Here is a 16,200-nt window from a genome sequence, read left to right as displayed (position 1 = left end):
AAAAAATATGGAAACAAGATTTGAAGCCGGAATCAATATCGCCATTAAAATTCCGAAGCAAAAATATAACGAAACTGTAGCTTTCTACCGTGACATTTTAAAACTGGAAGTAAAAGAAGTTCCAATAGATAACCCAACAGTTTCAAGAACCCATTCGGTTCAGTTCGGGAACAATGTAATTTGGCTGGATTGTGTAGACAATTACACACATTCTGAAACCTGGCTGCAATTGACAGTTCCTGATGTCGAGGAAGCAACAAGTTATTTAAAACAAAATGGCGTCGACACCTGCGACGAAATAGAAGAAATTCCCAAAAACATGCATTGGATTATGGATCCTGCCGGTACAGTTTTTAACTTGCAGAAAAAGGGTGAATAAATAATTTAGATTATCTTAGTGAGATTGCTTTCGCCCCGGCGAACACGTCTTCCTCGCAAGGACACAGTCTATAAAACTTAAAAAAAACTTAGTACCCTAGCGCCTTCGTGGCCAATCCCTCCTATATGAATAACTTCTACTACAAAGCCTTAGAACCAGACCAATCTCTCACTGACTTTGTAGAAAATATTGGAATGTTCCACAACAAGTCAGACAAGGACATGGAAGTGGTTTTAATGCCGGACGGGAGAATTGATTTGTTTTTTATGAAAACGGAATCAGAGCCTTTTCAGGTTGCGCTTATTGGTTTGGAAAATGTACCTGAGCAACAAGTTATTCAGGCCAATACACTGGCATATAAAATTAGTTTTAAACCGCTTGGCGTCGAATATCTTTTACAAACATCAATTGCTGATATTTTAAATAGTGCCAAAGTTTTACCTCAAAACTTTTGGGAAGTGAACGACGATGATCTGAAAAATTTTGATGCCTTTCATAAAAAAATAACAGAAAAAATCAACGAAATTTTGCCCGACAAAATCGACGAAAGAAAACGTAAACTTTTCAAACTGGTTTACGAATCAAACGGTGAAATTAAAGTTCAGGAACTCTCCGAAGAAATAAACTGGAGCAGCCGCGAAATCAACCGTTATTTCAATAAGCAATTCGGACTTTCGTTAAATGCATTTTGCAAAATATTGCGTTTCAAAGCTTCATTGGAACATATTGCAAAAGGCAGACTTTTTCCCGAATTAAACTTCACAGACCAAAACCATTTTATAAAAGAAATCAAGAAATTCTCCGGCGTAGTTCCCAGCGAATTACTAAAAAATACGAATGACCGATTTATACTATTATCCGTCCTGAAAGCGCAATAATTTTGTCCCGACATAAGGCTGAAAAGCCAATGGGAATAAAATTAATTTAAAACTTCTAAGGAATGTTACTAGAAAATAAACAAGTTGCCATCATTGGCGGCGGTCCCGGCGGACTTACTTTAGCCCGACTTTTACAATTGCAAAACGTAAATGTAAAAGTATACGAAAGAGATTTAAACAAAGATGCACGTGTTCAGGGTTCGCCTCTCGATTTGCACGACGGATCTGGTTTGGCAGCCATCCACAAAGCCGATTTATTTGAAGAATTTAAAAGCAATTTTCTGCCGGGTGCCGATAAAACCTTAATTTTAAACGAGAAAGCTGAAGTATTTTACAGCGATCACGAAACAAATGTTCATGAAGATTTTGGCAACGAATATTTCCGTCCTGAAATCGATCGTGGTGCATTACGCAAAATATTATTAGAATCTTTACAACCCGAAACCGTGATTTGGAACAGCCATTTTGTTTCGATGGAAGCTCAAAACGAAGGCTGGTTATTGCATTTTAAAGATGGAAATTCGGTTTACGCAGATATTGTTATTGCTTCTGATGGCGCCAATTCAAAAATCAGACCTTATATTACAGACATAAAAGTTTTTTACACAGGCATTTTAATGCTTGAAGGTAATATTTATGAGTCAAAAAAGAATGCACCCAATATCGCTTCGCTAATCGATGGCGGAAAAATAATGGCTTTTGGAGACACACAAAATATTTTACTTGGACAAAAAGGCGGCGGTGATCTTGGTTTTTATGTCAGTTTTAAAGCCAATGAAAACTGGACTAAAACAAACGGTTTGGATTATGCTAATAAAACACAAATGCTGGAATGGTTTAAAACCGAATATCCAGAATGGAGCAATATTTGGTATGAATTATTCGAAAATGTTTCAGCACCCTTTATTCCGCGTCCAATTTATTGTATGCCTCTTGATCAAACCTGGGAAGCGTTGCCAAATTTAACTATGATTGGCGATGCAGCGCACGTAATGCCTCCTTTCGCCGGTGAAGGCGCAAATATGGCGATGCTTGATGCTTTGGAATTAAGTGAATGCCTTGCGTCTGATAAATACAAAACCGTTCAGGAAGCTATTTCCGATTATGAAAATATCATGCGCAAAAGAGCTTCAGAAGCCGCACAGGAATCTATTGAGAATGGCGAAAAAATGCACTCGAAAGAGGCATTGAAAACGATGTTGGAGTTTTTTAGTCACTAAGGTGCTGAGGTTTTAAGATTCTAAGAAAAAACTAAAGTCCTCGCGAGGAAGAGTTTTCAACAAGATAAAGCAATATCGCTATAAAAAATCAGTATCAAATTTTCGCGCAAAGACGCAAAGGCGCAAAGTTTAAAAATAATACACAAAAAACTTTGCGCCTTTGCGTCTTTGCGCGATTAAAAAAACAAACTTAAAAAACTTCATATCCAGCTCATTAATGATAATACAAAAACTTAGCATCTTAGACCCTTAGCGCCTCAGTACCTTTAAGAAAAATTGCCTAATTTCGCTCTTCAAATGTAAAAGAGAAAAATGAAGGTCTGTATTGCCGAGAAACCAAGTGTAGCACGTGAAATTGCATCCGTTTTGGGTGCCAATAACAAGCATGACGGATATTACGAAGGCAACGGCTATGCTGTAACCTATACTTTTGGGCATTTATGTACTTTAAAAGAACCTAACGATTATAAACCGCATTGGAAAAGCTGGGATTTGAATAACCTGCCCATGCTTCCTGATAAATTTGAAACCAAAGTGGTTGAAAATTCAGGAATTCAAAAGCAGTTTAAAATTGTAAAAAGTTTATTCGACAAAGCAGATGTCGTTATAAACTGCGGGGATGCCGGACAGGAAGGAGAATTGATTCAGCGTTGGGTAATGAACGAAGCCAATTATAAAGGCGAAGTGCAGCGTTTGTGGATTTCCTCTTTAACAACCGAAGCCATAAAAGAAGGTTTTGAGAACTTAAAACCGTCTGCTAATTACGATAATTTATTCTATGCCGGATTTTCGAGAGCCATTGGCGACTGGTTATTGGGGATGAATGCTACGCGTTTGTATACCGTAAAACATGGCGGATACAAACAAGTTTTGTCTATTGGACGAGTGCAAACGCCAACATTGGCAATGGTTGTAGACCGTTTTAAAGAAATCGAAAATTTTAAACCACAACCTTATTGGGAATTACAGACTTTATACAGAGAAACGCTTTTTAGTTATGAAGAAGGTCGTTTTCTAAATAAAGAAGACGGACAACTTTTAGCCAATAAAGTCAAAGAAAGTGATTTCGAAATTGTTTCGGTCGAAAAAAAGAACGGAAACGAATATGCGCCTAAACTCTTTGATTTAACAGGTTTACAGGTTTATTGCAATACAAAATTTGGATTTTCGGCAGATGAAACACTTAAAATTGCACAAAGTTTATATGAACAAAAAGTAGTGACATATCCCAGAGTTGATACTACTTTTTTACCAAACGATATTTATCCGAAAGTACCGGGAATTCTGCAGAAATTATCTAATTATAGCACATTAACCCAGCCGCTTTTAGGAAAAAAGATAAAAAAATCGCCAAAGGTTTTCAACGATAAAAAAGTTACAGATCACCACGCGATTATTCCAACCGGAATAGAAATCAATTTACCGTATAATCAGCAACAGGTTTATGATATTATTGTAAAACGCTTTATTGCTGTTTTTTACGATGATTGTTTGGTTGCTAATACAACAGTTGTTGGAAAAGCTGCCGATGTGATGTTTAAAACCACGGGGAAAGAAATCTTAAAGAAAGGTTTTCGCATCGTTTTTGAAGACCCGAATGCAAAAGAAAAAGAAGCAGATATTTTACCCAGTTTTGTTGTGGGAGAAAAAGGCCCGCATGAACCTTCGTTTTTAGAAAAGGAAACCAAACCGCCTAATCAGTTTACAGAAGCAACTTTATTACGTGCAATGGAAACCGCCGGTAAACAAGTCGATGATGAAGATTTGCGCGAATTGATGAAAGAAAACGGAATTGGTCGCCCGTCTACGCGTGCGAATATTATTGAAACCCTTTTTAAACGTCAATATATTGTTCGAAATAAAAAACAGGTTTTACCAACTCCAACTGGAATTCAGCTTATTGAGACGATTCAGAATGAATTGATAAAATCGGCAGAACTGACCGGTTCCTGGGAAAAGCAATTGAAAGATATCGAAAAGGGAACTTTTACCGCCGGAGCTTTTATCAAAAATATGAAGCGAATGGTCGAAGCTTTGGTTACTGAGGTTCGAAGCGAAACCAGACATGCCAATATTTCGCATGCAGGAAATGTTCAGAAAGAAGCTGTAAAAGTCGAAAAAAAGAGAGCCGATGGAATTTTGGCGGAAGCCTGTCCTAAATGCAAAAAAGGAAATCTGATTAAAGGAAAATCGGCTTACGGATGCAGCGAATATAAGGCTGGTTGTGATTTTGTCCTGCCTTATGTTTTTTCAGATAAAAAAATAACGGAAAGTCAATATTTACGATTGCTCGAAAAAGGCTCAACAGTAAACATAAAAGGTTTTAAAACCGAAGATGGTGCCGTAGAAGGTTTGATTCGTTTTCAAGAAAATTACAAACTTAAATTAGAGCCGAAAAAAACAGCATCGAAAACGAAAGCAAAAGTAAATACAGGTTCAAATACACCATCTGATTCATTAACGTGTCCGAAATGCAAAAAAGGAACGATTATGAAAGGCAAAACTGCTTACGGATGTGGCGATTATAAATTAGGCTGTGATTTTAAAGTGACTTTTGATCTAGTCAGAGAAAAATTAAAAGATCAAAAGCCTAGTAAAGAATTAGTTTATGCGATTTTACAGGAAGGTTTTTAATTTTTTTTACCACAGATTAAAGATTTTTTTCACGCATATTTAGGCAGATTAATTTTGATTTAAATTTATATGAATCTGCGAACATCTGCTTAAATCTTTTTAAATCTGCGTGAAATAAAATCATTTTAATCGTTTATCCCGATAGCTATCGGGAGTGGCAAATTTTTCACATTTTGCATTAAATATTCTCAATAATTAATTCGTGAAAATTTGCGAAATTCGTGGCTAACTTTTTAATAACTTAGCTTTTCTATTTAACATCAAAAACCAAAAATATGTTTCAAAAAATAACCATTTTAATGCTTTTGTTAGCAATTGTTTCGTGCCAAAAAAAGGAAACTATCGAAAAAGATAAAATCAAAATTGCCGACTGGCTTCTCGGAACCTGGGAAAATAAATCTCCGGATGGCGTACTTACCGAAAGCTGGCAAAAAGTAAACGATAGCACTTTTACCGCGACATCTTATTTCATAAAAACAGATGACACGCTGCATTATGAAAAAATAACACTGGCACAAAAGGGCGAAATGTTACTGTACAGTGCCACTGTAAACGGACAAAATGATGACAAGGCAATCGATTTTGGTTCTACTTCAGAAACGGAAAAGAAATTGGTTTTCGAAAATCCATCGCACGATTATCCTCAAAAAATCACTTATACAAAAGGCGCTAATAATACTTTAACGGCTGAAATTACTGGAAATTTACGTGGAAAGAAAACTACGGAAAGGTTTATTATGACTAAGAAATAATAATCTTCCGAACTCGTTTTTTTTTTATTTTAAACTGGACTAAAGTCCAGCTCTACAATATTTATCGAACCTCTGGTTCTTTAGATACTGAAGCTATAGGAATGATTTTTAGCAATGTATAATTACAGATTTAAAGACAATCAAAATAAAGAACCAGAGGTTCGATTTATTTTATAGGGCTGGACTTTCAGTCCAGTTAAAAAAAACGAATCCAAATAATTATTCATTTTCCCCGATTTTATTCACCATAAAAATCATCAAAATTCCTAAAAGAGACATAATCAAAAAGGCAAATTTCATACTTAGATATTCAGAGATAAAACCAACCATTGGCGGAACAAGTAAAAATCCAAGGTAACCAATAGTCGATATAGAAGTTAGTGCTGAACCACTGCTTAATTTTGATGATCTTCCGGCAATACTAAATACTAACGGAACCACGCAGGAAACCCCAAATCCAATTAAAACATAACCAAAAATGGTTGGATATACATATGGCAGAATAAAACAAATACCAAATCCTAAGGTGATCAATATACCGCTGTAAAGAAGAATTTGTTTAGTTCCAAATTTCATAACTCCGTAATCTCCAAATATACGTCCTAAAGTTACGGCTGTTGCAAAAAACACAAATGCAGCACTCGTTAATTTTGACGAAGCATGCAATATGTTTTCAAAATAAATACCGCTCCAGTCATACATCGTATTCTCGCAAGCCATCGAGACAAAACAAATCAAGGCAAACTTGACCAGATTTTTCTCGGGCATGGAAAAGAATTTCTTTTTAACAGGAACAGGTTCATTATGAATGCTTAATGGGTAAAAACAAGCTGTAAGTCCCATCATAAAAATACTTACTCCTAATAAGTGATATGAGGGCGCAATATGCTGTGTAACCATTATATAACCCAGACCAGCACCAGAAAAAACGGCTATACTCCAAACGGCATGAAAACGGGTTATAATCGATTTTGGATATAATTTCTGAACCTCGAGAGATTGTGCATTAATCGATAAATTAAAAATATTACGAGAAGCTCCAAATATTAAAAGTATCATAACCAACTGCCATACAAAAGCGGCCAAACCCGGTAAAGACAAAGCAATATTAAACATAATTGCTCCCAACAACATAATATAACGGCTGCTGTATTTATTTAATAACATTCCTGTAAAAGGCATGGTAAGCATTAAACCTATGGGAAATGCAAATAAAACAGCTCCAAATTCTGCTTCAGACAAATGCAATTGTGCTTGTATGTGCGGAATTCGGGATACCCACGAAGAATATCCAAAACCGGAAACGAAAAAAAATACAGTATTGGCTATTCTAAATCCTTTTGGTGAATTCTGGATTCTTTTAAAAAAAGGGAGAATCATTATTTGTGAAATTTATTTGGCTGCAAATTTAGGCCTTTTAAACCAAATTCTATTCTTTTAATTTTTTTCTTACGAATACAAAAATGATATCACAAATTACAAATAAATGATTATCAACAACATATAACACAATCATTAAAATAATAACAAAATTGACATTATCTATTTGAAATAATATTTGTTAAAGAAACAATAATATTTACATTTACACTGTTTTTATTCATTCTAAATAAAAACATTCCTAACCAAATTTATAATTATAATGAAATATCTTAATTTGAAAACATCTTGTTTTCTATCTGCAATCTGCTTGCTATTTTCAATTAGTACAGCGCTGGCCCAACAAACTAACGGAAAAATAAAAGGAACAATCACAACTTCAGAAGGTGATCCTGCTGCTGGTGTTAACGTTGTTCTTAAAAATTCAAAATACGGTACCGTTACCAATGATGATGGTACTTTTGAATTAAACAGAGTAAAACCAAATACGTATTCTCTGCAAATCTCTTTAACTGGTTACGAAACAACAGAACAAGAAGTTGTTGTAGCCGAAAGTGAAACCGCAAACGTCAATTTACAACTAAAGGTTTCTAATAAGGAATTACAAGAAGTGGTAATTAACAGAAAAAAAAGCATCTTATCTAAAAAAACAGATTACGTTGCGAGAATGCCGTTAAAAAATCTAGAGAATCCTCAGGTTTATAGTGTAATTCATAAAGAACTTTTATTAGAGCAGGTGGCCGTAAATATTGAAACTGCTATACGAAATTCACCTGGTGCAATACCTGTCACTTTTCCTTCTGGTGGAATTGGTATTACATTTAGAGGTTTTACAACAGGAGTGAATGCCAGAAATGGTATGGAGACAGCATCTGGGCGTTCTTCTATAGATCTTTCAAACGTAGAAAGAATAGAAATCATGAAAGGACCATCAGGAACTTTATTTGGATCTTCGGTATCTTCTTTTGGCGGTGTTGTCAATCTGGTTACTAAAAAACCATTTGAAACTGCAGCAAACGAAGTTTCATATACCACAGGAAGTTTTAATACAAACCGACTTACTGCCGATATCAATACCCCGCTTAACAAGGATAAAACGGTTTTGTTCCGAATTAATATGGCAGTTAACAGAGAAAAAAGCTTTTTAGACTATGGTTTTAATAATACGCTGGCCATTTCTCCAAGCTTAACTTACAAGGCTTCTGATAAACTTACTTTTAATATTGATGCTGAGTTATTTAACGTTAATAATACCAGACGTACTTATAATACTTATACTGCTGCCTCGGGAATAACAAATCCGACTGAATTGAAAATCGATTATAAAAAATCGATGTTTCATGATGATAATGATGCTAAAACTTCTGCTACTAAAATTTTTGCGCAGGCAGAATATGAAATTTCTGAAAACTGGAAATCTACAACTGTATTTTCTTTTGTAGACGAAAATGTAGAACGCAGTTACCAGAGTTATGCAGTTTGGAGTTCTCCTACTCAGGTCGCCAGAAGAGTTGGTTTATGGGGGCCTGTTTTTAATACTTATACTAATATTCAGGAAAATATTAACGGACAATTTGCTACCGGAAGTATCAAACATAAACTTTTAGTTGGTGGTAATTACAGATTGTACAGTTCAAATTTTTCTGGCGGTACAACTTTTACTCTTGATAATATTGATGTAACGACAAACTTTGCTCCTATCAGAAGAAAAGCTGTTGATGCCGGTTTAGTTTTAACTACAATTCCGGTTGCAGATCAGGAAACAATTAGTTTCTATGCTTGTGATGTTGTTAATTTTACAGATAAATTATCCGCTATGCTAAGTTTACGTTTAGACAATTTTAACCGTGAAAAAGTAGGTACTACAGAAGGTTATCATCAAACGGCATTATCTCCCAAATTAGGTTTGGTATATGAGATCATTAAAGATCAGGTTTCGGTATTTGGTAACTATATGAATGGTTTTCAAAATTCCGCTCCGGTTACACAGCCTGATTTAACGCAGTTAGTTTTAGATCCAATTTATGCAGTACAATATGAAGGTGGTATTAAAGCAGAAGCTTTTAATAAAAAACTGAGTGCTACGGCAAGTTATTACAATATAAAAATTGATAACGCTACAAGAACAGATGCTGCCGGAGTTACTTATCAGGATGGTGTACAGGAAAGCAAAGGAGTTGATTTAGAATTAATCGCCAATCCGTTTTCTGGTTTAAACATTGTAGCGGGATATGCTTATAACGAAAATAAAATCCTAAAAGCATCTGATGCAAGTATTGAAGGAAACATCGCTGCGGGAGCACCAAAAAATGTTGTCAACTTTTGGACTACTTATACTTTACAAAATACACTAAAAGGTCTTGGTGCCGGTTTTGGAGCCAATTATGTAGATAAAAGTTATTTTGCAACAGATAATAATTTTTACATGCCATCTTACACAACTTACAATGCTACTTTTTTTTACGATCAGTCTTCATGGAGAGTTGGTGTTAAATTTAATAACATGAGTAATAAAAAATACTGGGATTTTTACGGAAATTCTCAAGCACCTAGTAATTTATTGGTGAACTTAACTATTAAGTTTTAAAGATTACTTTGTTATCAAACAAACACCTCTTTCTTCGGAATAGAGGTGTTTGTATTTTTAAATAAATCATTTACTTAAAAAACTATTTAATGTCTTTTAAAAAAATCATTCTTAAAATTCACTTATGGCTAGGCATGGGTTCCGGTTTAATTATCTTTATTCTGGGCATTACGGGCTGCATTTACGTCTTTGATGAAGAATTAAGACCTGTCGTTTATCACAGCCGTTATTACACTGATGAAACAAAAAACGATAAGAAAAACCTAAGCCAACTTCTAAAAATTGTACAGGATTCTATTGGAAAAGATAAACCCATTAATGCTATACGAATCAGAAATGAAAAAGATGCTACAGTAACGTTTTTTACCAGTAAAGAAAAAGAAAACGAAAATGCCATTTGGTATTGGGATAATCAGGAATACAATTATGCTATTTATGTAAATCCCTTTACAGGAAAAATTCAAAAGATAGAAAATACCACAACAGAGTTTTTTAACGTGATTGTATTTCTACACTGGAGCCTTTTGCTCACAAATAAAATCGGTCAGCCCATTGTAGGAATAGCGGTAATTATTTTCATTATTTCACTTATAACCGGACTTATTCTTTGGTGGCCAAAAAATAAAAGCGCTGCCAAACAACGATTTTGGTTTCGATGGAAAAACACCACGCAATGGAAACGAAAAAACTATGATCTACACAATATTCTCGGATATTATGTACTGCTTTTTGCTCTCGTTATTGCATTTACAGGATTGGTCTGGTCTTTTAAATGGTTTGACAATAGCGTAAAATGGATTGCCAACGGAGGTCAGACTATTGAGAAAAAGAAAGAAAATCTCACCTCTGATCTTTCTCAAAAAAATGATAAAAATCTAATTGATAAAATCTCGAATACCGTAGAATACTTTTATCCAAAAGCAGAAACGTATATGATTTCAATTCCCGAAGATTCATTACAAACACAATTTGTATATATCGAAAATGGTGGAAACTTTGACAGAATCAATTTGCAGTTTGATCAGTACACAGGAAAATTATTAAACACAAAAACCTACGCTGACAAAAACAATGGAGAAAAAATCCGTTCGCTCAATTATGCCATTCATTCTGGTGGAATATTAGGGTTGCCCGGAAAAATACTCGCTTTTTTTGCCAGTTTTATTTGTGCAAGTCTTCCTGTTACCGGTTTTTATATTTGGTGGGGAAGAAATAATAAAAAGAAAAAAGCTGTTGTAACTAAATAGAGAGAATTTTAACGATTCATTTTTTATGTTTTATTTTTAATTGTTCTAAATAAGAGTTAAGTTTGTAAAAAATATCATACTTAACAAAATTTAATTCTTGATCTTATGAAATCAAATACTTTAAAAAAAATCACCTTTTTTCTTTTTATGTTAGTTGCAAGTCCGCAATTGTTTGCTCACGCACTTTGGATCGAAACTAAAGCAACCGGAACAAAAGGAAAAGCACAGGAAATTTCTGTTTACTTTGGGGAATTTTCAGATAATGACATTACAAAAGCTGATAAATGGTTTTCAGATTTAAAAGATTTTACATTAGTAGTGATTAGCCCTTCTAAAAAAGAAACAAAACTTACTGCCAAAGCTTTAGACAATAAATATCAGGCCTTTTTTACTCCGGATGAAGATGGAGTTTATACAGTTGTAATGCACCATACCGTAAAAGATGTTTACGGAACTATGAAATTAGATTACAATTCGAGCGCAACCGTTACTGTTGGAAATGCTGCAAAAGGAAATGAAGCTGCTGCTAATACCAACATTATTAGTGTATTTGCAAAAGATGTAGTGGCTGCAAAACAAAAAACGAAAATAAACGTAAATGCCTTATACGAAGGCAAAGAAGCAAAAGAGCAAAAAATCAAAGTAATTGCTCCAAATGGCTGGGAGAAAGAATTATGGAGTAATGATAAAGGAGAAATCTCTTTTACTCCAATCTGGCCAGGAAATTACATGGTAGAATTTGCTTATACTGAAAAATCAGCCGGAGAACACAATGGCAAAAAATACGATGAAATCTGGAAAATGGCTACTTATTTAATTTCAGTTAAATAATTTTCAAAATCTTTTTTAGATTTTAATCTTCGATCAAACCTTGCTCTTTTTGGCAAGGTTTTTTTTTGTTTTTAGGCATATAATGCGGTATAAAATAAAAATAGCAAAAGCAAAATCTTAAGCTAATCTTAAGACAATATTAATGAAACTTTAATCAAGATAATTACCTCATAATTTTTTGTTAAGGTCATCAGATCTCTATATTTGCATTCGTAATTTTTATTGAATCTAAATAAATACCATGAAACATAATTTAATACTATTCTTAGCCTTGATAAGTTTTGCTGCTTCTTATAGCCAAGATTACACAAGTATAGATAATAGTACAGCAAACGATACTGTAAAAAACAAAAAAGGAGAAACTCTTAATGAAGTTTTAATCACAGCCAATAAACCTAAAAAACCAATTTCGGCAGCACGTTCGGGAATTAAAGTAATGGACTTGCCACAAAGTGTTCAGGTTGTTGGCAGCGAAGTAATCGAACAACAACAAGCAATTAGATTAAGTGAAGTAGTAAAAAACCTTAATGGTGTTTATGTAGGATCTGCTCGTGGTGGCGCACAGGAATCATTCTTTTCAAGAGGATATGATATGAGTGCCAATAATATGTTTAAAAATGGTTTTCGATATAATGCCGGTTCTATACCTGAAGTTTCTTCTTTAGAAAAAGTTGAATTTTTAAAAGGAGGTTCAGCTTTATTGTATGGAAATGTTGCTCCTGGCGGAATTATGAATTTAGTTACCAAAACACCAAAATTTACAAGCGGTGGAGAAGTTTCTATGCAAATGGGAAGTAACTCTTATTATAAGCCATCTATTGACTTTTACGGACCTTTAAATAAATCTATTGCCTACAGATTTACAGGGTCGTATGAAAACTCAGAAAGCTTTAGAGATTATGTAAAAAACGAACGTATTTATATCAATCCTTCGTTTTTATTTCATGTCTCAGATAAAACACAAATCACATTACAAGGAGATTATTTAAGTGCTGACTGGACACCTGATTTTGGAACCGGAATCTATGGAAAAACAATTTTAGACTTACCTCGTAACGAATTCTTCGGAGCACTTTGGTCTACTGCAAATACTAAATCTTCCAGCGCTTCTTTATTATTTAATCATGATTTTAATAAAAATTGGAAATTAAATTTTAACTCTTCTTACCAATCTTACCGCAGAACTCAAACATCTACAGCACAGTTAAGTACAATCGATGCTAATGGAAATTGGAAACGTGGTTTAACAAAAGCTGACGCCGCCGAACAAATTTTTGGCGACCAGTTAAGTTTACAGGGAACTTTTAATACAGGAAGTGTAAAACACCAAATTTTTACTGGTGTGGACTACGAAAACTCTTTAGCTCCAAGTTATACTTTTGGCTTCTATGCTCCTGGAAAACCTGCAGACCTTTTAACAACAGAAGCTACCGCTATAAACTTATATACTTACGATTATAGCACACAAAATACTGTTATTCCTTATCCAGCAAGAACTACTCAATTAACAAGTACAGAAACGCAACGTTTTGGAGCGTATTTTCAAGATTTAGTTTCGATAAATCAATATATAAAAGTTCTGGCGGGATTACGTTGGTCATGGCAGCAAGGCGAAGCTACCACTACAAAAGAAGTGATAGAGAAAAAGAATAATGTAAATGTAATTACTACTGCTTACGAAGATGCACTACCAGTAATTGGTGCTAAATCTATTAGCAAAGCTTTTTCACCTAAGGCAGGATTGGTAGTTCAGCCAACTAAAGATTTATCTTTGTTTGCAAGTTACTCCAACTCTTTTACCCCAAATACAGGAACAACCGTAGATTCACAACCATTAGACCCATCTATTATAGATCAGTATGAAGTTGGTGTGAAAAAAGATTTCTTCAAAGGTCTTTTGACTACAAACGTAACATTATATCAAATTACCAATAATAATTTAGCACAAACAGCTCAATATTTATCAGACGGTGTTACACAAAACGTTAATACCAATCTAAAAGAATTAGTTGGGGCTACAAAAGGAAAAGGAGTCGAAATAGATATTACTGCGACACCTTTAGAAGGCTTGAACATTATGGCAGGTTATAGTTTTAATGAAACCAAAGTATCTAAATCATCCGGCACAAGCGGAAGTCTTGTTGTTGGAGATGTTTTAGCAAGAACTCCAAAAAACACTGCCAATTTGAGCTTTTTCTACAAATTGCCAAGCGGTTTATTAAAAGGAGTAACTTTTGGAGCGATTGGAAATTATGTTGGAGATCGTACAGGTGGCTGGAATGATGATTATTTATGGACAGAAAACACACCTTCAACCAATCCAAAAACATATACTGTAACGATTAGAGATCGTGATATTCCTTTAGAAGGTTATGTTACTGTAGATGCTTCTCTTGGGTATGAATGGAAAAAATTCTCAATCTTATGCCGATTATCAAACATTACAAATGAATTGAATTATACAGTTCACGAAAATTATAGTGTAAACCCAATCGCACCTCGTCAGGTAATGACTAGTTTACGTTATAAATTCTAAAATTTTGAATTAGTTTTTCCCCATACAGCGTTTTCTGATTATTAAAAATTAGAATGCTCTTTTGGAAATTTTAAACCTCATCTTGCAAAAGGTGAGGTTTTTTATTTTGTTAAAAATGTGTCTCATTTTATAATTACTTTTGTTTGTATAAATCACTACAAATTTAAACCCCAAATATGTCAGATTCCAAAAAGAACCAATTAAAGAAAAGTTTAGGATTAAGTTTTAATATTGCCGTATTAATTGGAGGAACAATTGGAGTTGGAATTTTAAGAACGCCGGGCACAATTGCAGGAATGCTTGATAATTACTGGCTTATTATTACTTCATGGCTTATTGGCGGAATTTATGTTTTAATTGGTGCCAATTCTTATGCAGAACTGGCTACAATGTTACCAAAAGCCGGAGGATCTTACAATTACATCAAAAGAGCTTTTGGAAATTATGCCGGGTTTCTTTCGGGTTGGTTTGATTATATTACCAATGCCATTCCGCCTGCTTTTTATTGTATTGTAATTAGTGAATATCTTATAATTTTGTTTCCGGGTCTGGCAAATTTTTCAACTGAAATTGCCATTTCACTATTAATTGCCTTTGTATTATTGCATTTAAGCGGAGTAAAAAACGGAAGCGTCATTCAGCAAATTACCAGTTTTCTGAAAGTGATTTGTTTTGTAGCTTTAGTTGTGGCCTGTTTTATGTATTCAGGCGTAAAATTAGATCCAATTCCAAAAAATAATACTGTCTTTCAAATAGGGTTACTATTTGGATTTTTTAAGTCGCTTCAACTAATCATCGGAACTTATAACGGCTGGAACAGTGTTTGTTTTTTTGCCGAAGAAAACGAAGATCCGGGCAAAAATATCCCGAAATCTTTATATAGTGGCGTATTGCTTGTTATAGCTATTTATGTTCTGATAAATATTGCTTTTTTCTATATTTTGCCCATTGAAACTGTAGCAAAATCTAATTTGGCTGCTGCCGATGTTGCCAATATTATTTTTGGAAAAAACGGTGCAATTATCGTTACCGTAATTTCTATTTTTTCTTTGATTAGCATTCTGAATGCCTTTATGATGATCCCTCCAAGAATTTTATACGGATTAAGCCGCGATGGTTTTTTTATCGAAAAAGGTACAACAGTCAACAAAGGCGGAACTCCTATTGTTGCGCTTTTGGTTTCGTCACTTTTCAGTTTGTTTTTAATTTGTATTGGTTCATTTGAAGTCCTGTTTTCTTTTGCCGCCTTCACCTCTATTATTGTTTGGGGATTGGCTTATTTTTCTTTGATAAAACTAAGAAAATCAGAACCGGATTTACCAAGACCTTATCGCTCCTTTTGGCATCCGTGGAGTACGATAATTGCTATTATAGCTTCTTTTGCATTATTGATTGGTTTTATTTTTAGTGATCCTAAAAGCTTTGTGATTATTGTGGGAATTACAGCCGTTTCTTACCCTTTATTTTTGGTTTTAAATCGAAAGAAAAACACATAATACTATTCTGAATCTTTAAAATAAAGTTAGAACCGTTTCTTAATTGAGACGGTTTTTTTTTGCTCTTTTTTGAAGCCTCATTTACTTTTTCTACATAAAAGGGAAAAGTTCAGCTATCTATAAAAGGATCTCACGCCTTTATTTATTCTTCTTAAGCAGGATTTTGGGGAATTATTTTTAAAAAATATCAACAACTTAAAAATCAGGTATTTATACGCTATTTCACTTCGTTTACTTTAACGAGATTTGTTATTGTTGAA

General features: G+C 34.1%; 11 protein-coding genes. 10 read left to right on the top strand and 1 reads right to left on the bottom strand.

All coding sequences use genetic code 11. The features are described 5' to 3' along the window. Positions 1–7: 7 nt before the first annotated feature. From BUE22_RS01455 to BUE22_RS01435, 5 genes are all read left to right on the top strand, one after another. Positions 8–379 carry a VOC family protein gene (locus tag BUE22_RS01455; protein WP_073393204.1) on the top strand — a complete coding sequence of 124 codons (372 nt, stop codon included), beginning with the start codon at positions 8–10 and terminating at the stop codon, positions 377–379. Positions 380–504: 125 nt separating this feature from the next. Continuing rightward, on the top strand, positions 505–1,257 hold the full coding sequence (locus BUE22_RS01450) for a helix-turn-helix domain-containing protein (RefSeq protein ID WP_073393202.1): 753 nt from the start codon (positions 505–507) through the stop codon (positions 1,255–1,257). Positions 1,258–1,319: 62 nt separating this feature from the next. Further along, positions 1,320–2,477, top strand: a complete 1,158-nt coding sequence (locus tag BUE22_RS01445) for an FAD-dependent oxidoreductase (RefSeq protein WP_073393200.1) — start codon at positions 1,320–1,322, stop codon at positions 2,475–2,477. Between the two features lie 312 nt (positions 2,478–2,789). Beyond that, on the top strand, positions 2,790–5,111 hold the full coding sequence (locus BUE22_RS01440; RefSeq protein WP_073393198.1) for a type IA DNA topoisomerase: 2,322 nt from the start codon (positions 2,790–2,792) through the stop codon (positions 5,109–5,111). A gap of 275 nt (positions 5,112–5,386) precedes the next feature. Next, positions 5,387–5,863 (top strand): DUF6265 family protein, encoded by a 477-nt coding sequence (locus BUE22_RS01435; RefSeq protein ID WP_073393196.1) that lies wholly within the window; start codon positions 5,387–5,389, stop codon positions 5,861–5,863. Positions 5,864–6,082: 219 nt separating this feature from the next. Here the strand turns inward: BUE22_RS01435 and BUE22_RS01430 are convergent, their stop codons facing one another. Then, entirely contained in the window at positions 6,083–7,243 is a 1,161-nt protein-coding gene (locus tag BUE22_RS01430) for an MFS transporter (RefSeq protein ID WP_073393194.1), read from the bottom strand. A 262-nt stretch (positions 7,244–7,505) separates the two neighbouring features. Here BUE22_RS01430 and BUE22_RS01425 point away from each other — a divergent pair, with 262 nt between their 5' ends. The 5 genes from BUE22_RS01425 to BUE22_RS01405 all read left to right on the top strand — a co-directional run bounded on the left by BUE22_RS01425 (position 7,506) and on the right by BUE22_RS01405 (position 15,940). After that, on the top strand, positions 7,506–9,830 hold the full coding sequence (locus BUE22_RS01425) for a TonB-dependent receptor (RefSeq protein ID WP_073393192.1): 2,325 nt from the start codon (positions 7,506–7,508) through the stop codon (positions 9,828–9,830). Positions 9,831–9,919: 89 nt separating this feature from the next. Continuing rightward, positions 9,920–11,077 carry a PepSY-associated TM helix domain-containing protein gene (locus BUE22_RS01420; protein WP_073393190.1) on the top strand — a complete coding sequence of 386 codons (1,158 nt, stop codon included), beginning with the start codon at positions 9,920–9,922 and terminating at the stop codon, positions 11,075–11,077. A 105-nt stretch (positions 11,078–11,182) separates the two neighbouring features. Continuing rightward, complete coding sequence (locus tag BUE22_RS01415) at positions 11,183–11,908, top strand: DUF4198 domain-containing protein (protein WP_073393189.1); 726 nt, start codon at positions 11,183–11,185, stop codon at positions 11,906–11,908. A gap of 241 nt (positions 11,909–12,149) precedes the next feature. Then, the gene (locus tag BUE22_RS01410) at positions 12,150–14,444 is read left to right on the top strand and encodes a TonB-dependent siderophore receptor (RefSeq protein ID WP_073393188.1); all 2,295 of its coding nucleotides are present in this window, start codon (positions 12,150–12,152) and stop codon (positions 14,442–14,444) included. Positions 14,445–14,620: 176 nt separating this feature from the next. Next, on the top strand, positions 14,621–15,940 hold the full coding sequence (locus tag BUE22_RS01405) for an APC family permease (protein WP_073393186.1): 1,320 nt from the start codon (positions 14,621–14,623) through the stop codon (positions 15,938–15,940). Positions 15,941–16,200: the final 260 nt, after the last annotated feature.

The sequence above is a fragment of the Flavobacterium pectinovorum genome (genome assembly GCF_900142715.1).
Classification (GTDB): domain Bacteria; phylum Bacteroidota; class Bacteroidia; order Flavobacteriales; family Flavobacteriaceae; genus Flavobacterium; species Flavobacterium pectinovorum.
Note: the sequence above shows the minus strand (reverse complement) of the source record. Positions and strands in the feature narration are given on the sequence as shown.

Excerpts from the sequence above, each read along its gene's own strand:
- BUE22_RS01455 (WP_073393204.1), top strand. The coding sequence starts at position 8 with ATGGAAACAAGATTTGAAGCCGGAATCAATATCGCCATTAAAATTCCG.
- BUE22_RS01450 (WP_073393202.1), top strand. The coding sequence starts at position 505 with ATGAATAACTTCTACTACAAAGCCTTAGAACCAGACCAATCTCTCACT.
- BUE22_RS01445 (WP_073393200.1), top strand. The coding sequence starts at position 1,320 with ATGTTACTAGAAAATAAACAAGTTGCCATCATTGGCGGCGGTCCCGGC.
- BUE22_RS01440 (WP_073393198.1), top strand. The coding sequence starts at position 2,790 with ATGAAGGTCTGTATTGCCGAGAAACCAAGTGTAGCACGTGAAATTGCA.
- BUE22_RS01435 (WP_073393196.1), top strand. The coding sequence starts at position 5,387 with ATGTTTCAAAAAATAACCATTTTAATGCTTTTGTTAGCAATTGTTTCG.
- BUE22_RS01430 (WP_073393194.1), bottom strand. The coding sequence starts at position 7,243 with ATGATTCTCCCTTTTTTTAAAAGAATCCAGAATTCACCAAAAGGATTT.
- BUE22_RS01425 (WP_073393192.1), top strand. The coding sequence starts at position 7,506 with ATGAAATATCTTAATTTGAAAACATCTTGTTTTCTATCTGCAATCTGC.
- BUE22_RS01420 (WP_073393190.1), top strand. The coding sequence starts at position 9,920 with ATGTCTTTTAAAAAAATCATTCTTAAAATTCACTTATGGCTAGGCATG.
- BUE22_RS01415 (WP_073393189.1), top strand. The coding sequence starts at position 11,183 with ATGAAATCAAATACTTTAAAAAAAATCACCTTTTTTCTTTTTATGTTA.
- BUE22_RS01410 (WP_073393188.1), top strand. The coding sequence starts at position 12,150 with ATGAAACATAATTTAATACTATTCTTAGCCTTGATAAGTTTTGCTGCT.
- BUE22_RS01405 (WP_073393186.1), top strand. The coding sequence starts at position 14,621 with ATGTCAGATTCCAAAAAGAACCAATTAAAGAAAAGTTTAGGATTAAGT.